This window comes from Chloroflexota bacterium, assembly GCA_020161265.1.
In the GTDB taxonomy this organism is placed as follows: domain Bacteria; phylum Chloroflexota; class Chloroflexia; order Chloroflexales; family Herpetosiphonaceae; genus Herpetosiphon.
The window spans coordinates 91,759-114,815 of the sequence record JAIUOC010000011.1 but is presented as its reverse complement, the minus strand read 5'-3'; the positions used below and the strand labels follow the sequence as shown (position 1 = coordinate 114,815).

General features: G+C 49.2%; 16 protein-coding genes. 6 read left to right on the top strand and 10 right to left on the bottom strand.

Features of this window, described 5'->3' with window-relative positions; translation table 11 throughout:
• The first annotated feature begins 329 nt into the window (after positions 1-329).
• The gene (locus LCH85_22995) at positions 330-1,763 is read left to right on the top strand and encodes a glycosyltransferase family 39 protein (protein MCA0354873.1); all 1,434 of its coding nucleotides are present in this window, start codon (positions 330-332) and stop codon (positions 1,761-1,763) included.
• Between the two features lie 73 nt (positions 1,764-1,836).
• Here LCH85_22995 and LCH85_22990 read toward each other — a convergent pair whose 3' ends face one another.
• The 9 genes from LCH85_22990 to LCH85_22950 all read right to left on the bottom strand — a co-directional run bounded on the left by LCH85_22990 (position 1,837) and on the right by LCH85_22950 (position 11,128).
• Positions 1,837-3,675, bottom strand: coding sequence for an adenylate/guanylate cyclase domain-containing protein (locus LCH85_22990; GenBank protein ID MCA0354872.1), 1,839 nt, complete (start codon positions 3,673-3,675; stop codon positions 1,837-1,839).
• Between the two features lie 12 nt (positions 3,676-3,687).
• A complete protein-coding gene (locus LCH85_22985; protein ID MCA0354871.1) occupies positions 3,688-4,374 on the bottom strand; it encodes a hypothetical protein in 687 nt (228 codons plus the stop codon).
• 111 nt (positions 4,375-4,485) lie between these two features.
• A complete protein-coding gene (locus LCH85_22980) occupies positions 4,486-4,917 on the bottom strand; it encodes a hypothetical protein (GenBank protein MCA0354870.1) in 432 nt (143 codons plus the stop codon).
• A gap of 87 nt (positions 4,918-5,004) precedes the next feature.
• Complete coding sequence (locus LCH85_22975) at positions 5,005-6,438, bottom strand: helix-turn-helix domain-containing protein (GenBank protein ID MCA0354869.1); 1,434 nt, start codon at positions 6,436-6,438, stop codon at positions 5,005-5,007.
• Between the two features lie 222 nt (positions 6,439-6,660).
• Positions 6,661-7,242: a single-stranded DNA-binding protein gene (locus tag LCH85_22970; protein ID MCA0354868.1), complete on the bottom strand. Its 582-nt coding sequence runs from the start codon at positions 7,240-7,242 to the stop codon at positions 6,661-6,663.
• 52 nt (positions 7,243-7,294) lie between these two features.
• Positions 7,295-7,873, bottom strand: a complete 579-nt coding sequence (locus LCH85_22965) for a hypothetical protein (protein ID MCA0354867.1) — start codon at positions 7,871-7,873, stop codon at positions 7,295-7,297.
• Positions 7,874-8,234: 361 nt separating this feature from the next.
• Positions 8,235-9,686 carry an FAD-binding protein gene (locus LCH85_22960; protein MCA0354866.1) on the bottom strand — a complete coding sequence of 484 codons (1,452 nt, stop codon included), beginning with the start codon at positions 9,684-9,686 and terminating at the stop codon, positions 8,235-8,237.
• Positions 9,687-9,863: 177 nt separating this feature from the next.
• Entirely contained in the window at positions 9,864-10,559 is a 696-nt protein-coding gene (locus LCH85_22955) for an STAS domain-containing protein (protein ID MCA0354865.1), read from the bottom strand.
• A 5-nt stretch (positions 10,560-10,564) separates the two neighbouring features.
• A complete protein-coding gene (locus LCH85_22950) occupies positions 10,565-11,128 on the bottom strand; it encodes a hypothetical protein (GenBank protein MCA0354864.1) in 564 nt (187 codons plus the stop codon).
• Positions 11,129-11,322: 194 nt separating this feature from the next.
• On the opposite strand from LCH85_22950, the gene LCH85_22945 reads away from it, so the two are divergent.
• Both LCH85_22945 and LCH85_22940 read left to right on the top strand, forming a co-directional pair.
• Positions 11,323-12,006 (top strand): class II aldolase/adducin family protein, encoded by a 684-nt coding sequence (locus LCH85_22945; GenBank protein ID MCA0354863.1) that lies wholly within the window; start codon positions 11,323-11,325, stop codon positions 12,004-12,006.
• Between the two features lie 126 nt (positions 12,007-12,132).
• Complete coding sequence (locus LCH85_22940) at positions 12,133-16,575, top strand: GAF domain-containing protein (GenBank protein MCA0354862.1); 4,443 nt, start codon at positions 12,133-12,135, stop codon at positions 16,573-16,575.
• Here the strand turns inward: LCH85_22940 and LCH85_22935 are convergent.
• Complete coding sequence (locus tag LCH85_22935; protein ID MCA0354861.1) at positions 16,572-19,013, bottom strand: GAF domain-containing protein; 2,442 nt, start codon at positions 19,011-19,013, stop codon at positions 16,572-16,574. The two genes, LCH85_22940 and LCH85_22935, sit on opposite strands and share 4 nt — an antisense overlap.
• Before the next feature lie 634 nt (positions 19,014-19,647).
• Here LCH85_22935 and LCH85_22930 point away from each other — a divergent pair.
• The 3 genes from LCH85_22930 (at position 19,648) to LCH85_22920 (ending at position 23,037) form a co-directional block, all read left to right on the top strand.
• Positions 19,648-21,012, top strand: a complete 1,365-nt coding sequence (locus LCH85_22930; GenBank protein ID MCA0354860.1) for a hypothetical protein — start codon at positions 19,648-19,650, stop codon at positions 21,010-21,012.
• 177 nt (positions 21,013-21,189) lie between these two features.
• Complete coding sequence (locus tag LCH85_22925; GenBank protein ID MCA0354859.1) at positions 21,190-22,143, top strand: hypothetical protein; 954 nt, start codon at positions 21,190-21,192, stop codon at positions 22,141-22,143.
• A 117-nt stretch (positions 22,144-22,260) separates the two neighbouring features.
• Complete coding sequence (locus tag LCH85_22920) at positions 22,261-23,037, top strand: hypothetical protein (protein MCA0354858.1); 777 nt, start codon at positions 22,261-22,263, stop codon at positions 23,035-23,037.
• Positions 23,038-23,057: the final 20 nt, after the last annotated feature.

Below are 23,057 nucleotides of genomic sequence, written 5' to 3'. Positions count from 1 at the left end.
TTCGATATTGGCCAAAACGCGATTGCCATTTAGCCTGATCAAAGCTGATTGAATCGTGGATTGTGATCATTGGGATGGTATCGACCAATGATGCTAGCATCCGTTCTTTTGCCGCTTGGCAAAGCACAATCCACAAAATGAGCCTTGAATCAACGCCATTGTAGCATAGTAGCCTTGCTTAACCCTCCAAGCAATAGCTGCATAAATGGTATACTTACTCCGCTTGCCATCGTGAGATGATGGGAAGACAACAAATCCAATCCTGCATAGTTGTTTATATACCCTCCTTCAGTACCTCTGAGACGGCTTATAAGAGAAGGGAAAATTTAATGAAACTAGCTAAATCATTAACGATGCTGGGGTTTATTAATAGCCTATTACTTGGCTTGGCAATTCGTGGGATGTATCATATCTATGCTGTGCTTGCATTTCCCTACGACATTGCTAATGGTGAAGGGTTTGTGTTACGTGATGCGGCGCTGTTGTTTCAAGGTGAGTCGATTTATCAACCAGTTGATCGTAGCCCCTTTCTTGTATCCAATTATCCTCCATTGTTTCCGTGGATCGCCTCAAAATTAATGCTGATCACTGGGCCATCATTTATTGCAACCCGCCTTGTATCAGCACTTGCGTTTATTGGAATTGCGGTTCTGATCGTTTGGTATTTGCAGCGCAAGCATATGCCAATTGGCTATAGCCTTTTTGCTGGATTGATATTCTTTAATTCAATCTACGTGTATTACTGGAGTGCTTGGAGCCGAGTCGATGGTTTGGCAGTCTTTTTTAGTTTAGCCGCCGTTATTGCGATTGATCTGAACCAAAATAGCCGCTCGGCACTGTTTGCCGCAATCGCATGTGTTGCGGCGGTTGCAACCAAGCAGAGTGCCCTTTCAGCACCTGCGGCAATTGCGATCTATCTCCTAATACGTGATCGTAAGTTATTGCTGATCTTTTTAGGAGCTTGGGGTGGCTTGCTTATTCCAGCGGTGCTTTGGTTGAATTACGCTACGCAGGGTGAATTCTTACAGCATATTATTACCTACAATCAATTGGAATGGTATCCACGGGTATTTCTTGGTCAGTTAAAGAATTTTATGACTACCCACTTTCTCTTTTTATTAGCTTACGTCTATTTTGTCGTTCATTATTTCAAACGTGAACGATTGCTGATGCTCTATGCAACATTGGCGTTGATTACCACAGTTACGACTGGGCGTGATGGAGCTTCAACCAATTATTTTATTGAATCGATCGCGATTACCGCAATGATGATAGCTTTTATGCTGAACGATCAACTCGAAAAACCGACTATTCCGCGATTACGCGATGCGGCGATCGGGCTGCTATTGATTCAGATTTTTTGCTTTGCCTTTCCAACGCTTAAACCAGTCGCCTTGTTTAATAAAAACACGTTTGAATTTGGTTTGAACCCAACTCAGGCCGATCTTCAAGCTTGTAATCAACTCAATCGTTATATTCAACGAGCAGCTGGCCCAATCCTAGTGGAAAATCCTGGCTTTGCAGTGATCAATAACAAAGAGGTGATTGGTAATGCAGCTGTACTAAAATTTTTTCGACGTAAAGGCTGGAATGAACCAGTTGATACCTTTATTCAAACGATTGATGCCCAAGCGTATGACCTGATTATTTTCCAAGGCGAAGCCTATGATCTAGATGTATTACAAGCAACTGATCGCAGCTATCACCAAGTGGCTCGGATCGATTGTCTTGGTGAATATGAAATTAAAGCCCGTAACCAATAAATATGCAATTAAACGTAACGAGCATAAATTTGATGATTCATGATGTGAAAAATCTCGCCTGATCCCTCAGATTCTATGCTTGATGCTCGCGTTGCGCGATTGGCATCAGCCGATAGAGCGTAAATACTTGCGATATGCCTTTGAGATTGTGAGTGAAAGGTTCGCTCAGCAGATCGTGTTGGCTGAGCATTGCCCGCACTCCCGCCGATTCCATCACATCGGAAGTCAAGACTACATCATCACCAACACTCAGGCCTTGAGCACGCGCCGCAGCATTGACGGTTGTGCCAAAGTAATCAAGCACTTCGTTGGCATTAACCGCAATACAAGTTCCTGTATGCAAGCCAATTTTGATTACAATTGGTGGCCGTTCAGGGCGAGCTTGGTTGGCTTGCTGCATATTGTGATGGATTGCCAAGGCTGCCGCAACGCCATCGCTTGGGCTTGCAAACACCGCCATCACTGCGTCGCCAATCGTTTTTACAATCGAGCCGTTGTGCTGTTCGATCGCCTTGAATAGCACATCGAAATGGTCGCGCACCATGGCATAGGCGCTTGAGTCGCCATGTTTTTCATACATCGGGGTTGAATTTTTAATATCGCTAAATAAGATTGTCAGATTTTTGATTGCCAAGCCCAAGCCAGGTGCTAGCACTTCTGATGAGAATAATGAGCGAAATTCAGGTAAAGTCGAAACTAATGAGGCACTGACCCGACCAACGCCCCAAGCATCGTGCTCGATAATCAACAGTTGTTCGCGATCAGTGGTGTTATGCACATTCAGAATTACTGGTTGATTTGCCACATTTAATGCTGCTTGGTCTGGGCCAGTGGTAGTTAAATTGATCGTGGCATTGGTTGCGCCAGTAGTTTGGGCTTGAATCGTGCAGCGTTGCTCTATCCCCAACATGCGCAAGCGATAGCCACCAGTGCCAAGCTGAACCGATAATTCACGCTGTTCGTTGGGTTTGAGCCGTGCTTGGGCAACGATATGCTCATTCAAAGCTGGCGAGCCAAGCGCACAGAAGGTTGCATTGCTAGCACTGCGCACTTTGGGATTAACCGAAAAACGCAATTCAACATACTCATCAAAATTGAGATCGTAGCGAATATTGCATACTTCACAATGGGCAGTCGCGGTTAGATCGCGTAAATGTGGTGAGGGTTCGCGGGCAACCCGACAATTAGGGCATAACACATCCCAATTCATATCGAGCAGGCCCGTCCAGGTAGCATATAAAAAGACGCGGAGCAGGCTAAGTCGTTCAGCGCCCCAAGCATCAGCCAGCACAAATGGCCGCATGGTCGCAACATCTTCATCGCGTTGGGTTTGAATCAGCTCAAACAAACGATCGATTAATTGCTGATCGCAAGGTAAATCGCGCATGCGGTTGCGTAACTCTTGCAACACATTACGATTGGTGCGAACTTTGCGAGCTGGCGGGAAATAATTGGTGGCATTAGGCTTTTGGGCCACTGAGCGAAAAAAAGCCGCTTGCCCAGTAATCATCTGATTGGCAATAAACCAACCAACCGGATAGCCCAGCAGATTTTTTGGGAAAACATGGACAAAGGTTTCAACTTCGGTGCTAATCGAGGTATGCGGGACGAGAATTGTGCCACCGATCAAGCGATCTAACGGCGGAAAATGCTCAAAAACTCGTTCAACCCGCAGCTCTTTTTGATAAATCCATTCAAAGGGATGTTCGACCCATTGCACTGGCAGACCATATTGACGCGCATTACCAACCACCTCGCGCACGCCATCGCTGCGGGTTCGTTCGCTATAAACTAACGGTGGCAGGCCAACGGCATGGTTAACTTTGCTGGTTTGAGCCGCAATTTCCCAAACCTCAGCCAATCCTAGTGGCACGATAGTCGATTGTTTTAGGCGAAACGGCTTAAGCGCCATTATGCCCCTCCCTTACAGCCGAGTTGGGTCGATCCTAGCGGCATAGGCTGGTACTGTGTGAACTCCACGCACCAACAAACTATTGCCATGAATCCCAATCACCAGATAAATTGGCCCGAAGCGAGCCTGTAAATCATCGGGATCAAAGGCTAATTCATCGACACCTTCAGATTGCATCCATTGTTGACCAAAGGCACGCCAAGCCACATCAGTCACCGGCGTTTCATCAACACTTTCCAAGCCCAACAAATCAAACAGCATATAGCTTTTGAAGCGTTTTTCTTCCCGTTCAAACATCGCATGCACTTCGTGGGCTTGAATTAAGCATAACGAGCGTTCGCGGCGTTCAAGCACCGCCGTCGGATCTTGGTCGAGATGCTCAGGCAGAAACTTAGCATAGCGTTCTGGTGTGATATGCCGCAGCAACTGTTTGCTGGAAGCAGCACTGATCGCCCATTGCTCAACAAATGGCGGTTGTGGATGCGGCTCCAAGCCTTCCCAACGCACGACATCACCAGGTTTGATCAACGAACCATCAGCCAACGTCAGATCGCTCAATTGGAGCGGGCCATCAGCCCGCACAATATCGATCCACACCCGACCAGTAATCGGGTGAGCTTCGGTGCTCATGCCAGCTAAGGCCACACCTTTTTTCACCCGCGATACTGCCAAAACCAGCAAATCTATTGGTTGCGCCATAACGTTTAAACCATTGTCCAATGAGTGAATCTTGCACCATTATGGTGAAATCTTGGGTCATTGTCAATTTGGCTAGGGCGTTGGCTGCCACAATCAAATGGCATCCAGCACCTATTTTTCTAACAGTTGCCGAAACTCGCGTGAACGTTCCCATGCTTGCGGGTCACTTTTCGATAACAAGGTACAAATTACCCGTTTTTGATCACGATTAAGCGAATCGGCTCCGGTTGCGACTGCCCGCAGCGATAAATCAGCATCAGCTCCTGGGCCGCTCAGATAATCTTCCAAAAACGAATTAGGTTGTTGCGGCAAGTAGTATTGAAGTTTAAACGTTTGGAGCGTTTGAAAGATTTCGGTGATCACATGGGTAAATTGAATCGCAAAGACCGCAGCACCACGCGGCGCAGGAATTTCGCGATATTTGCCGACAACCAAGGGCGGCGAAGTTTCGCTAAACATATATTCATCGTAGGCTTCAACCATCACCCCAGAATCACTGAACAAGAGCGTTGCCCGTACCACTGTTTTACGCCAGAGCCGCATACAATCCTCCGAACAATCGTGTGTCGAGTACAACAATGTTGGACGCTATCGCCACGATAGCGCCTGCTCCTTCGATTGTCCTCTATTCTACGCCTTTTTTAGATCAGGCTTTTGGCTCTGATAGATCCGATGCAGGGCTAAACCCAACTGTAATGCCAGCCGATCGGGTGCGCGGTCGAGATGATGCGATGTAATATTTTCAATTCGACCAAGCCGATAGAGGAGGGTATTACGGTGAATATGCAGCGCTGCTGCGGCCTGACTATGGTTGCCAAGATAAGCAAAGAACATTTGTAGGGTGTACAACAGGTCGCCATCTTGTTTGGCATCGTGAGCAGCTAATGGGCCAATCGTCCGATCATAAAACATTCTAGCACGAGCTGAGTCTGCCACACTCAGTAGTAGCCGATAAACGCCTAATTCAGCCCCACCGGCTAACACGCCTGCCCCTAGTAATTCGCGGCCTAAGCGTAATGCACCAATCGCCTCGGCCCAAGCTCCTGACCAGGCACCATTTTCCGAGGCAATGCCAAAGCCGCCATCAAGCACCCAGCTGGCTTCATGCAGGGCGCTGTGCACTTCGCGCAACCGCTGCTCAGGGTTATCAAGGCTATCGATCGGCATGGCCAACACAATAATTCCATCGTGATCAGCAATAAACGCTGGATAGCGCAAGCGATCGCAGGCTCGGCGCACTGCCGCCATCACCCGATCGATCTGCAAGGAATCTTGTGGGCGTAAAGCAGCTAGGGCATAAGCTGAATCGAGCAAAATACCTTGCTCGGCTGCCCGCCGTTGGCCAGGCACATCCAAGGGAATGCCTGCTAACAACGATTCAAGCACGCTACCGCGCAAACGATCCTCGGTGGCTTCGATTGCCCGTTCTTTATCGAGTAGCAACGATAATGCGGCTGAGCCTTGCTCGAGCGCCCCTGCATCCCACGGATGGCTGCCAATGCTGCCCAAAAACCCCACGCGATGGCCATCAAGCAGCACTGGTACGGTGGTTGGCATGCCCGCATCAGCTGGGAAAACCACACTATGACCAGTCCAGAGTTCAAGCATGCGTAAAAGCGTTGTGCGTCCTTCACTCAGGCCATTCGTGGTTAGAGCACTGTAGAGCTGAGCTGCACGACGCTCGTATTGAGCCTCGGGATCAGAGAGCAAGCGCTCGCTTTCACGTTGCACCATGCGCAAATCGGCGTTATGTGGCAATTCAAACAAGGTAATATTGGCGGTTTCGGCCGCCGCAACTGCTCGTTCATCAACCATTCCGGTGAGGCCAACCGCCAACACCGAAGTCCCATTCAAGCGCTCAATCAAGCGAGCCAATGAAAGCCGCAACGAATCCAAGACGGTTGTACTAACGAGCACAACTTCGGAGCCAGCAAGATCGGGGAGCGCTGGTTGGGTTGGACGTGCCAGCACAACTGCCCGCACTGCAAGGGTGTTGGCCTCACCAGCTCGCAGGCTGGTTGTTGGTGGTAAGGCCAAGCGCCAAATTTCATATAGAGTTGCCACGGTCGATACCTAAACTTGGCGACGATTTTGGTTAAAAATCGCCTCTCTAGCAATTTGCACAATCTGATGCTGAATTATGGCATAGTGTGGCAACTCATGCAAGCGCTTCCTTGGCTTTCAATTGTTAAATTTGTGAATAGCTTTGTGCACATTGTATAGAGCTTAAGCAAACACCACCGTCGTGCGGAACGGTGGTGTTGCAATCGGGAGCCAAGCAATAATTTAGAACGGCAAGTCGTCTTCGTCGGTTACGACTGGCTTGCGTGAAGCTGGCCGCGTTTGGGTTGCGGCTGGCGCGGCGCTACGAGCTGGTGCTTTGGCGGGAGCAGCACTACCACCATTGCCATTGCCGTTGCTGCGAGCAGGGGCAGCAGATCGGACAGCGGCAGGTCGGGCAACTGGAGCTGGTTCAGGTGGGCTGGCCCATTCTTCTTCTGGCTCCTCGGCGTTATAGGCCATGCCCTCGCGCCGACCATCGAGAATAATCATATCATTGGCCACAATCTCGGTTTTATAGCGAGTTTGACCGCTTTGTTCCTCAACCCATGATCGGGTTTGGGAGCGGCCTTCGATATAAACGCGAGTGCCTTTATTTAAATATTGGTTACAAATTTCGGCGAGTTTGTTCCAAGCGACGATTGAAAACCATTCAGTGTCTTCGCGTTGTTCGCCTTCAGCAGTTTTCCACGAGCGGTTTGAGGCCACCCGAAAGGTGGTGACAGCAGTGCCTTGGGGTGTAAAACGCATTTCGGGGTCGGCACCTAAACGCCCAGTCAATTGAACTTTGTTGAGATCCTTGGCCATGGTAGTAAATCCTCCGTTTTAACGTAAAAACTCGTCATGTATCGATCAATACTCAAGCGGCAGCGCTGTGAGCAGGACTATCTTTGCGGCGGTTTTCAAGCCGTTCGCGCTGGGTTGATTTGCGATAGGCTTCTAATCGGCCTTGGTGCTGTTGCAAAAAGTCACGAATTTCAAGGCAAATGCCCAGCCAATCGTCGGCAGGAAAGCGCATTGCCATTTGGGTGGTTGGCTTACCATCGGGGGCAATGCCGCCAGTTGCAGTTTGCTTGCCTGGGCCAATCGTGATTGATAAGCGAATTGGAAAGCGAGCAAACTTATGATCAGCGCCAGGATCGCATTCAACTTTAAACAAACGACTTTCGATCCCATCGTCGCGAACTGAGCCACCGAATACTTCAAGCTTCCAACCAGGCTCAAAGGCCTTGCCAGTTAAGGTGTGGTGCACCAACAATTTACAACGCAAAATTGGTAAGTAGGCGTTAGCCCGATCAAGATGCACGCGCCGTGCCCGATCATAGCTGACAACTTCCCATTCAAGCCGCTCGATCCCCATTGCATCGTAAACATTACAAAAGTTTTTGTTGGTGGTGTATTCCACTAAGGCATATTTTAGCTGTTGCTTGGCTTGCATACTCGGTTCCCCATTCGTCAAATAGCGCTTTTATTCGATTCAGTACATTTGTTCTAAACAGCATAGCATAGCCTGCGCAGATGTCAAGCACGTACACGGTCGGGTTTGCTGACCCCCAAAAGCACTAGTATCCGCTATGACAAGCCGTAGAAGTAAGGATGAGGGATGCGCAACCAGATATCATGGACTGGTTTTTAACCGCAAAGGACGCGAAGAGCGCGAAGTATGTAATGTAGGCTATGGGCTATCGGAGTAAATGTTGGTATTTCCACCTAACTACCGATAGCCCTTGGTTGATCAATCATCAAACAAAAACGCCTATCGAATTGCTCGATAGGCGTTGGAAACCACGATCTTCGGCTTAGAATATGCCTTGGCCCCCACCAAGGATATTGCAAGGATCGTAGCGGTTCTTGGCACGGCGGAAGTCGTTCCAGACATTGCCAAAGTGTTGTTGCCAGTCAGCTTGGCTGAATTCGATTGCCCCAATTGCGTAGCGGTTGCCACCAAGATCACGGTTGGTTTCAAACAACTCGCGGTTGCTAGCCATCATAGCGTTGATCACTTCGGGAATATTTGGCGCGGTGCGCAAAATATCAAACAAGAAGACGATTTCGCCATCGGGTACGCGGAAGAATGGCTTGGTAAATTTATTGGTCTTGACTGGGTAAAGCAAGATTGGGCCTTGGCCAGTATCGTCGAGGGTCAAGGTTTCCAAGATATCGCCAACGTATTGGTTGACGTGGCGGCTCTTGACGAACACATCGAACCATGGGTGTGGCAAGAACCAAACGCCAATTGAGCGCAAGAAGGCTTCAGTTGCTTCCAAGCGGTTCAAGAAAGCGAAATAGGTCGTATCTGAGATAACTTCAGTGCCTTGGTTGTAGCTCAAATTGCGCAACAAGCGGGTGTTATTGGGCAACTTATTGCCTGAATAATAGCTTACTGCTTCGAGCATAAAGTTCCAGCCACCACCAGCCTTGGGCACAACTTGGCCTTCAACATAATCGAAACGACCATCGCGAATCAAGCGGGTTTGATCGCCAGTAAAGGTTTCGATATCGTCGTAGAACAAGTTGAACACACGGGCATGGGTTTCGGCGCGAATCAATTTGAGCTTAGCTCGCACGATAATAGCAAATTGGCCCAAGCCACCAAGCACCGATTCAAATAAATCTTTGTTGCGGTTTTTTGAACAGGTTTCTAAGTTACCTTCGCCGGTGACGACTGTCAATTCAATTACGTTGTCGATTTGCACGCCATGTTGATGGCTGGCTCCGCCAATCCCGCCGACGCTTAATGTGCCACCGATTGATAGCTCAATATAATCGGTCATTACGGGTGGGGTTAGGCCTTCGGCCAAGGTGCTATCAAGCAGTTGATGCCATTTCAAGCCAGCATCAGCAATGACATAATCGCGGCCAATTTCATGAATCGTGTTCATGGTACTCATATCGATCACCACCCCACCTTGAATTTGGGGCTGACCATAAGTGGAGTGACCTTGACCACGACCTGAGATTTTAATATTGTTATTTTTGGCAAAGCGAACGAGGCGCACAATATCATTGACTGAGCCAGGTTTGAGCACAGCATTGGGAGTACGGTGAATAATATGACCATAATCATCGGCTGCTTCGGCCCGGGTGGCGGCATCGGTGTAGAGCACACCATCGAACGTTGGGAAATTTGGCGCGAGTTGCTCGGCGGCGTGGGCTGAAGTGACCCACGAACTAGTAGCACGGTCAAAACCAACTACCACAGCACCTGCAACGAGACTTTTCAAGAATGTACGGCGGCTAAGTTGCGTCATAACGTCCCTCGTTTTCGGTTAAAAAAGACTGACCGCAAATTCACCACCTATTAGCTATGACGTAGGGCTGGAATGAGGTGTCAAGTGTGAATCTGCGAGTCAGCTTTTGCATCTGTCCTGACTGCATATACTGTATTAGATGTCAGTACTAGGCTCAATAGGCCAATAGTCTATGCTTTACATAGGCTGAATACGGTACTTGAGGGTACGCAGGGCTGTCGAGAGTGCTTCTTGTAAATCGCTGGTGGTTTGAAAAATCGAAAGATCAATCCCAAGGCTTACGACAACTTGGGCAACATCAGGGGTCATGCCACATAAAATAACGCCAGCACCAAGTAAATTACACGATTGCGCTGCCCGAATCAGCACATTGGCCACTTGGGTATCAATTAATGAAACCGCCGTAATATCCAAAATCACGACACTTGCTCGCGTGCGCACGACGTGCTCCAACAAGAGCGCAATCATGCGTTGAGCGCGGTTGCTATCGATTGCACCGATCAATGGCATCAACACCACGTTGGTAAAAATATTAAGAATTGGGGTTGAAATTTCATCAATCGTATACAGCAGCCGTTCTTCGGTTTCGCGGGCTGCCTTCAACTCGGCTAGCCGAGCCTCAAGCTCTGCTAGGTGTTTTTGATCCTGTTCGCGGGAGAGCGCAAGCTCTTTGCTGACCCGATTGACCATATTGGCCAAAATTCCGAGTTCATCGCGACGATCAAGCACAAGGTGTTCAGCAGCCTCGCCTTGAATAACTTTACGCAACGTACTGCCAATCGTGCGAATTAGCGCCCGATCTTCACGTGAAAGTCGTGATTGGTTGGTCGATGCTGGAGGCGTTGGTTGCTCTGGGCGCTCTGGTTGATCCATAGGGTTTATTTCCAAGAAACATGTAATTCGCAGAAGGCATCGCCATTGCGGATACACTTAGAATGGTTCATTTGAACATCGCGGGCATCGAAGCACTCCAGCGCTCCTTGCATTGCCCCTTGTTCAAACATACAATTGTAGGGTTGTTCCATTTCAATGATTGCGGTTTTGTCGCCAGTCATGCGACTGCGCCATTCGCCACCATCGCCACGCGTAGCGTAGAGCCAGATCATTGGAATGGTTGTAATCACATCTTCGGGCTTTTGCATGCCAACTGCCCGAAATTGGGCTTCCATCGAATAATAGATGTTTTTGCCGATATCAATTACCAAGGCTTGGTCTTGGTCTTCGAAGGTATTGAGCATGGTTTCTAATAGTTGGCCATGATACCATGCCTCTGGATCAACTTCGTCTAAGACATCAAGCATCGTGGGCGTACAATGTTCGGAGGCGGTTGTTGAAATTAATAAGAAAATACCACCTTGCGTTAATGGCGGGCCACTCCGATCTTGACCAGGATCAGCATACACAGTCAGGTCAAATGGTGCATGTCGTTCAAAACGATACATAGGGTGCCTTTCAGTTGCAATGGGGGTGAGAGCCTGAACATTGCCATTATACGCGTTCTTGCAGCATTTCCTGAACTGAATTTTAGCCATTTATTAGTTATGTTTTCCTATTTTTTTGCTAGTACGGGTGAGCTTTTAGGTGTTATATCAGGGGATATAGGCCGTTTTAGTCCACCTTTGGGGGGATTTTTCACATGAATTCTGACTACGAGTTACAAGCTCGCCATGAGATGGTGCAAATTGGCCGCTGGCTCTATGAACGCGGCTGGACTCCTTCATATAGCGGCAATTTTTCGCTATTGCTCGATGAGCAACGTATTTTGACCACGCCCACGGGCTATTGCAAAGGTCTGCTTCAGCCCGACGATTTAATTATCGTTGATCGTCAGGGAGTCCCGCTCGACCCACAGACCCCCTTACCTTCGAGTGAATTGTTGATGCACTTGGCGGTCTATGCGGTGCGCCCCGATGTTCGCGCTTGTGTCCATGCGCATCCACCACGAACGATAGCCTGTAGTATTGCTGGTATCGAGCTGACCCAGCCACTTTTAGAGGATATTATTCTGACCTTGGGCAAAATTCCCACTGTGCCCTATGCTCGCACTGGTACGGCAGCGCTAGGCGAGGCAATCAAGCCGTTTATTTGTGATCACGATGCGGTGGTGTTAGACCACCATGGTTCGTTGACCGTTGCTACTAGCCTGACCAAAGCTTTTCATCGGACTGAGCAGGTCGAACAAGCCGCTACAATTATTTCGACCGCCTTGAGCATGGGTCGCTTGCAACCCTTGGCTCCTGAACACGTAGCGGATTTGTTGGCGGCACGGCGTGCTCGTGGTGGTAATCCAAAGGCTGAGCCTACGATCAGCAATGGTTAACCATGGAGTTAGCCCATGTGCCCCCAAGCAGATTAGGCTATTGGTACTAGCTTTGCTATTGGCATCGGTTGATCTGCATGCTATTTTGTGCTATGTTTGCGCTGATAAAACTGCTGCGGTTCCACTATGACCCAACGTACTCGTAAACCCACGCTGAAAAATCGGGTAGAAGCCCTTGAGGCTGAACGCCATCAAACCCAACGTGCTCTCGATGCGCTCTATCGCATTGGGCTAGCTTGTCGTGGGCAGCAGGATTCGTTCGAGTTGTTGCGCACCATTTATCAAGAATTGCAGACAGTTTGGAATTTTGATGCCTGTTTTATCGCCCTCTCCGACCAATACGACGATAGCGCGTATCGCATCGCGATGTTGGCCGATGAGGGCGTTATTGAATTTAGCGAACATGATCCAATCGGCCCGCTGACTGGCTATCTGATTCGCCAACGCCAGCCCTTGCTCTTTCGTGATTTGGCGATTGAACGTGAGACGATTGGCTTACCCCGCCTTTTGCAATTTGGCAGCGATAAGCTTTCGCGTGGCTGGATGGGCGTACCATTAGTTATTGGTACATCGGCTTTGGGCGTGATTTCATTGCAAAGTTACACCGTCGGCGCATTCGATGAGACAGATCTTGATCTGCTGACACGGATTGCTAATTCGATGGCGGTGGCGCTGGAAAATGCCCTGCTCTCGCATCGTCAGGCTGAATTAACTAGCTCGTTGGAACGTCAAATCGAGCTGCGTAACGCCGATCTATTTGTGATTAGCGATATTGCGGCGATGTTGACTCAGCAATTGCCATTGACTGAGATGTTTGGCCTGGCACTCGATTTTATGCTGGAGTTGATGCATCTCAATGCTGGCGTGGTGTGTTCGTTGAGCGGGAGCGAACTTCAGCCAATTGTTCAGCGTGGCATGCAAAATGGCAGCCTGCCTGAATCGTTCGCGCCGCTTGATTCAATTTTTGGGATTGCAATCAGTAGCAATTCGGCGATTGTCGATAATCATACCCACTCCAAATATTGGCAAATGGCTCAACTCAGCCATCTCGGCACAACCCTCGCCATCCCTTTGCGCCGCCATGAAACCGTGATCGGTGTCTTGATGGTTGGCCAAACTGAGCAACGCGCCTTCAAAACTGAAGAAGTTGAGTTGTTGCAAGTGGTCAGCAATCAATTGGCTTTGGCCTTGGAGCATGGCAATATTTTGGCTCAACAACGTCGCCAAATTGCTGAGCTAGAGGCCTTGAGCGCGATCAGTACGGCAACGGTTCGGGCACTCAATCTCTCAACTTTGCTGCATCAGTTAAATGATGCAATTCGCTCGTTCTTGCCAGTCGATGTGTTTTATATGGCAATTTACGACCCTGAACGCCAATTATTGACTGATAGTATTGCAATTGAGGACGAGAATGAGGCGACGTATCTGAGCGAAGAGTCGATGCCGCGCAAAGGTTCGTTTACTGATTGGGTGCTGAGCAAATGTGAACCATTGTTTTTGCGCCATGTTTCACGCGATATTCGCCATTATCCAACGATTATTCGGCGCACAGTCAAAGGCTCGCCCTCGGAAAGTTGGCTAGGCGTGCCAATGCTCGATGCCAATCGCCGTCCCTTGGGCGTGATCGCGATTCAAAATTATCGCCCGTATGCGTTCAGTGATCGCGATCGCTTTTTTATGCAATCGGTCGCCAGCCAAGTTAGCTTGCATGTGTTGAATGTGCAGTTGTATCAGCAGCGCGAACGTCAATTGGCTGAACTGAATGCCTTGCAACGGATCAGCAGTTTGCTCAGCTCAACCCTCGAAATTGAGGCCATGCTGCGGGCAATCGATGCTGTGCTAACTGAATTTTTGCATATCGATGGCTTTTTTGTGATGCTCAATCATCCCCAAAGCCACATGGTCGAAGCAGTTTATGCCTTGAATCGTGAGGGTGAGGGTGATTTTCGTTGGATGATCGGCCTGATTCCGCCTGAGCACACGCCAACTTGGGAAGTGCTGCACACCCGCAAACCGTTGCGTTTTGGCGATATTTCAAATGAAACCTCGACTGAAGTTGCTCCTGAAGATAACGAAGTGCGCATTTCGTCGGATCGGACGAAGGCTTGGCTGGGCGTGCCGCTCAATGATCAAACTGCCAATGTGATTGGGTTAATTGCAATTCAAAGTTTTCAAGCCAATGTGTTTAGCAATCGCGATGAGCAATTTATGGCCCAAGTCGGCCAACAACTGACCTTGGCGATTCAAAATGCGCGGCTGTTTGCCCAACGCGAACGCCAATTGGCCGAACTCAATACCTTGAAATTAGTTGGCGAATTGCTCAATCGCACTATGGAAATTCACGAGATGTTCCGTGGTTTGAACCCATTATTGACTTCGTTTCTCAAAATCGATGGCTTTTATATCTTATTAAACAACCCCCAAACCTATGTCATTGAAGATTTATGCGTGGTTGAACGTGGTGAGTTGCTTGATTATGGCTCGATGATCGGCACATCGTTGCCGCAAAATACGCCGACAGCTTGGATTTTGCGCAATGCTAAAGCGCTGCGTTTTAACAATACAATTACCGATATTCCCAAACTGTATCCCGAGTTGAAAACGGTGCAGGTCAATGATGAAGTGGCCTTGTCGTGGCTTGGCACACCCTTGATCAACCACCGTGGCGAGGTTTTGGGCGCGATCACCACGCAATCGATGAATGCCAGCCATTTCAGCGAGAGCGATGAGCAATTTATGCTGCAAGTGGCGCATCAATTGGGTTTGGCAATTCAAAATGCCCGTTCATTTGCCCAACGTGAACGCCAGTTGGCTGAGCTTGATGCCCAACAAGGCATCACCCAATTGGTCACGTCGACCCTTGATTTATATGAAATGCTGCGCTCGATGGATTTGGTGTTGCGCAGTTTTCTGAATGCCGATGCCTTCCAAGTAGTGATTGGCAACGCTGATCGGGTTGAAACGGCGGTGGTTTTAGAAGAAGGCAAGGAAGTTGAAACGGCAGTGATTGGCCATCCTTTGCCCGAAGGCTCGCTGACGCGCTGGACCTATCTGCATGTCAAGCCGCTGCGCATGAACGATATTTATCGCGATTGGGCGCTTTATCCCGATTTGCAGGAGCCGCCGATTCCGACCAACTCTGGGTTTATGCACTCGTGGCTGAGTGTCCCGCTGATCGCCTCGGATCAGCCGTTGGGCGTGCTGGCAGTGCGGGCAACGCGACCAGCAGCCTTTGGTTCGAGCGATGAACAATTTTTGTTTAATGTGGGTCGTCAGCTGGCGCTGAGTGTGCGCAATGCCCGCTTGTATGCCGCCGAACAAACTGCTCACCGCACTGCCGAAACCATGCGCGAAATTGCCCGTGTGCTCAACACCACCTTCAATCCCGATGAAGTGCTCGATTTGATTTTGCGTGAATTGCGCAAAGTAATTACCTTCGACTCAACCTCGGTCATGCTCCCATCGAATAATTTGCTGCGAATTGTCGCACGCCAAGCCCAAGATGAGCAGTTAGCGGTCGAATGGCGTGAATTGACCTTCCCGCTTGATCAGACTAGTGGTGCAGGACGGGTGATGTTGAGCGGTCAGCCGTTGGTGGTTCCCGATACCATCAGCGATCCGCAATGGACGCGCTCGCCGATGCCAAGTGTGGTGCGTTCGTGGATTGGCGTGCCCTTGATCAGCAAGGGTGTGGTGTTGGGCGTGCTGAATATTAATTCGTTACAACCCAACGCCTTTACTCAAAGCGATACCGATTTGGCGATGACCTTCGCCAACCAAGCAGCAACAGCGCTTGAGCATGCGCGGCTCTACCAAGAATCAGTTACGCGGGTTGAACAAGAATTAGAAATTGCCCGCCAAATTCAGAGCAACTTGTTCCCGCGCAGCCTGCCTGTAGCCCAAGGCGTGGAGTTGGCGGCCTTGTGTTTGCCAGCCCGCGAAACTGGTGGCGATTTCTACGAGGTAACCGAGTTGCGTGATGGTCGCTGGGCTTTGATGGTCGGCGATGCGTCGGGCAAGAGCATTCCTGGGGCAATGTTGATGGCGGTGGCGCGGTCGGTCGTGCGCTCGGAAGCGTGGGATCACGAGATACCGCAAATTGTGATGCAGGAAACCAATCGCTGGGTAACCATGGATATTCCACGCCATACCTTTGTGGCCTTGGCCTATGCGACCTTTGATACGGTTGAGCATAGTTTGGCCTTGGCGAATGCTGGCCAACTTGACCCAATTATTCGCCGCGCCAATGGCGATTTGGAATATGCAACCGCGCCTGGCCCACACTTTCCGCTGGGCATTATGGCCAATACACCCTATGAAACGGCCAGCTATCAGCTTGAACCCAACGATATGGTGCTGTTTTACACCGATGGCGTGGTTGAATCGAAGAATACCAGCGGCGAGATGTGGGGTTTCGATCGCTTTGAGACCTTGCTGCGCGAACAAGACCATAGCCTGACCAGCGCTGAATGGGTGAATTTGGTGATCAACGAAATTAATCAATTTATCGGCGAGCACCCCCAGCACGACGATATTACCCTGGTGGCGCTCAAAGTTGCTGGCGCTTAATTATGATGTGGCATGGTGATCGTAAAAATTGTGCCTGCTGTTGGATTACTGACCACGCCAATTTCCCCTTCGTGAGCTTCAACCGCTAATTTGCAAAAATACAAGCCCAAGCCTGTACTGCGTTGGCGGGTATGATTCTGCTCATTCAAAATCGTAAAGCGATCAAATAACGATGCTTGCAACGCTTCGGGGATGCCTGGGCCATTATCGGCCACTTGGAAGCTAATTTGGCTATCGGCTTGGTAGGCAATTAATTTAATTTCAGTTTGGATTGGCGTGTGTTTGATTGCGTTTGATAGTAAATTGCTCAGTACCCGCCGCATCAAATCGCCATCGATCGTTGCATACAACTCAGGGTCGGCCTGAATCGAGATAATTTTGGCCTCTTGCTCAGCCCATGAACGCAACTCATTGGCCACATTATGCAAGAGCGGAGCGATTGGCACATGCTCACGGTTGATGCTCATATGGCCTTCTTGCAACCGCGCTGTATCCAACAAATCGGAAACCAAGCCCACCAACGTGCGTGATGAACGCCGAGCACCCTCGACCAATTCGCGTTGGCTCTCTGGCAGTGCTTGGCGACGCAACAAATCAAGATAATTAATAATCACAGTCAGCGGATTTTTGAGATCGTGCACAACCATCTGGTTCATCTGTTCGCGCAGTTGCTCGCTGCGTTGTAATTGTTGATGCTCAGTTTGCAGGGCACTATACAAGCGACTGTTGGTGATACCTGTGGCGAGATGGGCCGCAACCGATTGCAACACGCCCTCACTGCGGGCATCGATAGCTTGATCGGCATTCAATTGCAGAAATAAAATCCCAATCAACTGAGTATGATGTTGCAATGGAATCAGGTAGGCTGGTTGTAGATTGACTGCTAAAGGCTTGAGTGGGCCAGTTAGAGCGCTGATATAGGGCAAATCGGTGACGGTCAGCCATTCCATCGGAAAGGCGCTAAGCGGCAGGCTCAGGCTTTGATGCGATGGTTCGCCTTTGATCAAATAATGTTGCGCCTGAATTTGTAACTGCTCAGCCTCAAGCAAGCCAACTGCGGCCAAGGCTGGCTGCAACATATTCGCTAAACTGGCGATAACCCGACTAATCAAGGCATCGGCTTCGAGTTCAAGCGTTACCGTATGGCTAATATCGACCAAGGCTTGCAAACGGCGGCCTTGCTCGCGATCTTGCTCGACCAAGCCCACGGCATGTTGTAATAGATCAAGCTGATCTTCGGCGAGGGCAAAGCGTTGGCTCAGCTCACGGCGTAAATGTTGGCTCGCTGTGCGGTCGCCTGCCTCAAACGCATTCAACAATTGGCTCATGGCATTTTGAAAGCCCGCTTGTTGGCGTTGCAAGGTGCTATTGAGCAACAAACCCTCAACCGCGCTGGTCAACGAGCCAGTTCGTTCAACCCCGCGAATTACGCCATAGGTAATTGTACCAATTGCCGCCAACAACAAGACGTGATAGCTCCAAAACGAAAGCTGCCAAAGCTCGCCATACAACGCAGCCAAGGCCGTTTCTGCCAAGAGAATCGCCGCAATTACAAAGGTTGCTAGTGGCAGGGTTGGAGTTTCTCGCCATTGCTTACCATAAAACCATGCCGTCCAGCCGAAGAGCGCTACGGTGAGCCAAACCACAAACGGAAAGATTGTTGGGGCCAAACTACGCATTTGGCTATGCAGGGAATGTGGGCTGGCGGCGCTGGTTGGTTGCGGTGTGCCCAGTGGCGCGGCAGCACTTTCGTCGTCGCCATAACCATAATCATATTTATCGCCATACTCATCGTAAGTTGCTTGGCTGCTTTGGGTTGGCTGGGTGGTTGCGGCTGGTGTAGGATCAGCTTCATCGCCATACCCATACGCATCGCCATATTCGTCGTAGCCATGTTGACTGACCTGACCAGCTTGGGTGGTTGGAGCTTGAATTGCTGGCATCACGGTATTGGGAATGTAGATCAGCATCAATCCAGCATAGGCCAACCACAGGCTGCTGCCAAGCGCCAACCAACGCCCCCACCAGCGAATCAAACCCTCGGCAAGCCGCTGGCTCATGCTCAAGGCAAAAATAATGGCCGCCACCAACAGCGCCAACGGAGTTGACCACTGGGTTGCGACCGAGGTATTTTCAAACATCACGCCTGGCGTGGCGATCGCATGAATTAGAAACATCAGCGACATGGCCAAAAAGCCAAAACCAAGCATTAGCGCTCGGCCATCGCGTCGCACCAAGGCTGCCCGAATTACTAGGCCAATCATCAAAAGACCAACCAGCAAGGCACTGGTAACAATCCAAAAATGGCCAGCTGGCGATTGAATCCGCAGATCGAGCGCAGGAAACAGCCGCAGAATGATCAGCAGAATTGGACCTAGCGCCAGTCCGCCGATCAAACTCCAAGCAATTGTTGGTTTGGGCTGGTTTGCTTGCGCCATAAACATACCTTGTCTAAAATCGCTAGGCCTATTATAGAGCCAAACCCTCGCGTTGGTACATTACATTTAAATGATGATAGTTCAAATCCCACGAATGGTTTCACCCTTAGGGGTGATTTTGTCCAATTTAGGATTCTCTCATCTTGGTTAAAATCGGTTTGCGGGCCTGTTTATACTTTGTGGATAAGCAAGTTTTGCACCGTTATAATCTGCTAAATAGCCAACGATGAGACCTCGTTTTTTAGCACACTTTACCATAAAAAACACTACATCTAGTGTTGACAGCTAAAAAGACATACTATATATTGGATTGCACAACACTTCATTGCTTTCAACTAAGCACAGGTTACAGAGTAGATTTACAGTGGCGTTACGGCATGTAACGCAGTTTTTTTGAGTTTGTACAGTAAGTAAGAGCCAGCACTCTCTACTTGCTGTTTTTTAATGGGAAGGCTCACTCTCTAGGTATTCATGGTTGCCCCAATGCAACCAAATTAAATCGATTGCTCTGCGCCTCTGCGTTAAATGCACACGCAACCAAGCAATACTTACTCCAACAATGGGAACAATCACATTTTGATTGCACCCTTAATTTTTTGTTGTCTTTATTTTGGATGTTTGAAAGGACTTGGTTATGACGGAACAGGTCACGTTGACCTCGCTCGATGACCGCCAAGTAGCGCCGCCAACCACAATCATCAAGCGTGATGGTCGTGAGGTGACGTTTGATGTGGCCCGGATTGAACGCGCTTTGACCCGCTGTTTTGCTGGTTTAGGCCGTCAACCGCATACCACCGTTGCCGAATTGGCCCAGCGCGTGGTCAATATTTTGGCTGCCAAATATACCACGACCCCAACCGTCGAGGCCGTGCAAGATACGGTTGAGGTGATGTTGCAAGCTGCTGGCGAGTTCGAAGCCGCCAAGAGCTATATTCTCTATCGCGCCGAGCATGCCAAAAAGCGTGAGCAACGCCCTGTTCCCGAAGCGATTCGCCATGCGTTTGCCGAATCGGATCAATATTTCCCCTCGCCGTTGCAAAAATTTCAATTTTTTGATAAATACTCGCGCTTCGATTACGATTTAGGTCGCCGCGAAACTTGGATCGAAACAGTCGATCGCTCGGTCAATTTCTTGCGCGAAATTTCTGACAATAAACTTGACGATGCCGATTACAACCGCGTGCGCCAAGCTATTCTCGAAATGCGGGCGATGCCTTCGATGCGTTTGTTGGCGATGGCTGGACCAGCTGCTCGCCGCAACAATATTGCCATTTATAACTGCTCGTATTTACCAGTCGATAGCATCGACTCGTTTGTTGAGGCGCTGATTATTTCGATGAGCGGTTGTGGCGTGGGCTTCTCAGTCGAACATAAATACATTGAGCAATTCCCACGGGTCAAGCGTCAATCTGGCGCACCAGCTAGCCAATATGTGGTCGAAGATTCGGCTGAGGGCTGGGCTGAAGCACTGCGCTTTGGCTTAGAAACCTGGTTCGCTGGCAATGATGTAACCTTTGATCTTTCGCAATTACGGCCTGCTGGCGCTCCCTTGCGGATCAAAGGTGGTCGTGCCTCTGGGCCTGAGCCGTTCCGTCAAATGCTCGATTTTGCTCGCTCACGGGTTTTGGCTCGCCAAGGTTCATTCCTGCGCTCAATCGATGCCCACGACATTATGTGCTCGGTTGGCAATGCAGCGGTCAGTGGTGGCGTGCGTCGCACAGCAATGATCAGTCTGTTCGATTATGATGATCACGATATGCTGACCGCCAAAGATGGTGATTTCGACCGCGAAAATAGCCAACGCTGGAACGCCAACAACTCGGCAGTTTGGCCAGCAAGTGGCTTGACCCAACTCGAAATTATCGAGCAAGTCTTGGCGATGGTTAAGTCTGGTCGCGGCGAACCTGGCATCTTCAATCGCCAAAGCGCGATCGATATGCGCCCAAGCCGTCGTAAGCCCGCCGAATTTGGCACGAATCCGTTGAGCCTAGCGGCCTAAGTTGGTGACAACCTAGGAAAACCCTGAATAACGATGGAAGCCTAGAAGTAGGTAACGTCGTCGGATCGCCCGCAAGGGAAGCCGCGAACGAGTGACAAGGGGCAACTCAGTCGAGTTGGTGACGCACTCTGAACTGCACGTATAACCGATTGAAGGTGCAGACCACAACAGAAATGGTTGTGGCGGCTCGCAAGAGCAGGTAACAGTTTTGGTGGCGAAATTATTCTGCGGCCCTACCAGTTTTGTAATTTGACGGCAGCGGTCGCCCGCGCCGACGATACCTTTGAAACATTGCGCGAAAAAGTCGAGGTTGCTACGATTATCGGTACGATTCAATCGATGGCGACCCACTTCCCAGGCTTGCGGCCTCAGTGGTCGGAAAACTGCCAAGAAGAACGCTTGCTCGGCGTAGACATCACTGGCCAAATGGATAGCAAAGTCGCGCAAGATCCCGAAGTTCAGCGCCGTTTGCTAGAAATTGCGGTCGAAGTCAACCGCGAGTATGCCGAAAAGTTGGGCATCAATCAATCGGTATCGATCACCTGTGTCAAGCCAAGTGGCAACAGCAGCCAACTGCTCGATTGTGCTTCAGGTTTGCACTCACGCTGGGCACCCTATTACATTCGCAACGTGCGGGTCAGCACCCACTCACCAATTTACAAAGTGTTGCGTGATGCTGGCGTGCCAATGGACCCTGAAAATGGCCAAACCCGTGATGATGCCACGACCTGGGTGGTGCACTTCCCAGTCAAAGCGCCCGAAAATGCCATCACGCGTAACAGCCGTGGGGCGATTGAGCAATGTAACTATTGGTTGCAAAACAAACTCAATTGGACTGAGCACAATCCATCGGTGACGATTACCTACAAGCCCGATGAAGTAATGGAAGTCATGAAGTGGATTTGGGAAAACCGCGAGGTAATTGGAGGGATGGCCTTCTTGCCATCGTTTGATGCCAATTATGCCCAAATGCCGTATGTGGAGATTGGCCGCGAAGAATACGAAAAACTGGCGGCAGAATTCCCGCCAATCGACTTCTCGAAAGTCTATCGCTACGAAGAAGAAGATTTGACCACGGCAGCCCAAGAATTGGCCTGTATGTCAGGTGCCTGCGAAATCGATTTCTTGTAAACGAGTTGGATGCCTGAATCTGTTGAGGGCTGAATGACTATGGGTTAATCCTATAGTTTGTTCAGCCCTCAATTTTAGGTATGATATTGAACGATCAAACTAGCTAGGGTGGCCGGCATGAAGCCAAATGATTGTTATTTTTTCGTGGATGAATCTGGTGATCCAACGTTTTATGATAAACGTGGCAACTTGATTGTTGGCGAACAGGGATGCTCTAAAATATTACTGCTTGGCTTTATTAAAACCAATAATCCTTCACTTTTACGCAACCAGGTTTGGCAATTTCATCAATCTGTTGTGAATAATCCTGAATACCAACAAATTCCATCATTAGCTAAAACGAAGAAGGCTTTTCATGCAAAGAATGATGTTGCCAAGATTCGTGACAGTTTCTTTGAAGAACTTGCCACGATGGATTTTAGTGCGCAATTTGTGGTTGCGCGAAAAGTAGAAAAAGTTTTTCGGAATAACTTTCAAGCGAAGGAAGGCGAGTTTTATCATCACCTAGTGAGCCTATTATTTCAAAATAATTTACATCTGCATCACACAAATCATATTTATTTTTCACAACGTGGTTCCAGTACTCGCCAAGAACGACTTGATGAAGCAATCAATCAAGCAGTAGCCAAGTTTGAGCAAAAAAATAATCGTACAATAGATAATCAACGCCAGATTTATGCGCAAACTCCTAGTGCTGAGCCTTGTTTATCAATTATTGATTATATGAATTGGGCAGTTCAGCGAGCATTTATCTATCGTGAAATTCGTTATATTGATATTGTGCGTTCAAAAATTAGTCTCATTTTCGATTTATACGATACAAAAGCAAGAGAACGTGAAAAATTTTATGATCGAAAAAATAATTTTGAGTTAAATAAAATTACTCCATTATAGCTAGGCTCGTTTACCGAGCG

Excerpts from the sequence above, each read along its gene's own strand:
- LCH85_22940 (MCA0354862.1), top strand. The coding sequence starts at position 12,133 with ATGACCCAACGTACTCGTAAACCCACGCTGAAAAATCGGGTAGAAGCC.
- LCH85_22930 (MCA0354860.1), top strand. The coding sequence starts at position 19,648 with ATGACGGAACAGGTCACGTTGACCTCGCTCGATGACCGCCAAGTAGCG.
- LCH85_22960 (MCA0354866.1), bottom strand. The coding sequence starts at position 9,686 with ATGACGCAACTTAGCCGCCGTACATTCTTGAAAAGTCTCGTTGCAGGT.
- LCH85_22935 (MCA0354861.1), bottom strand. The coding sequence starts at position 19,013 with ATGGCGCAAGCAAACCAGCCCAAACCAACAATTGCTTGGAGTTTGATC.
- LCH85_22945 (MCA0354863.1), top strand. The coding sequence starts at position 11,323 with ATGAATTCTGACTACGAGTTACAAGCTCGCCATGAGATGGTGCAAATT.
- LCH85_22920 (MCA0354858.1), top strand. The coding sequence starts at position 22,261 with ATGAAGCCAAATGATTGTTATTTTTTCGTGGATGAATCTGGTGATCCA.
- LCH85_22980 (MCA0354870.1), bottom strand. The coding sequence starts at position 4,917 with ATGCGGCTCTGGCGTAAAACAGTGGTACGGGCAACGCTCTTGTTCAGT.
- LCH85_22995 (MCA0354873.1), top strand. The coding sequence starts at position 330 with ATGAAACTAGCTAAATCATTAACGATGCTGGGGTTTATTAATAGCCTA.
- LCH85_22970 (MCA0354868.1), bottom strand. The coding sequence starts at position 7,242 with ATGGCCAAGGATCTCAACAAAGTTCAATTGACTGGGCGTTTAGGTGCC.
- LCH85_22955 (MCA0354865.1), bottom strand. The coding sequence starts at position 10,559 with ATGGATCAACCAGAGCGCCCAGAGCAACCAACGCCTCCAGCATCGACC.
- LCH85_22950 (MCA0354864.1), bottom strand. The coding sequence starts at position 11,128 with ATGTATCGTTTTGAACGACATGCACCATTTGACCTGACTGTGTATGCT.
- LCH85_22985 (MCA0354871.1), bottom strand. The coding sequence starts at position 4,374 with ATGGCGCAACCAATAGATTTGCTGGTTTTGGCAGTATCGCGGGTGAAA.
- LCH85_22965 (MCA0354867.1), bottom strand. The coding sequence starts at position 7,873 with ATGCAAGCCAAGCAACAGCTAAAATATGCCTTAGTGGAATACACCACC.
- LCH85_22990 (MCA0354872.1), bottom strand. The coding sequence starts at position 3,675 with ATGGCGCTTAAGCCGTTTCGCCTAAAACAATCGACTATCGTGCCACTA.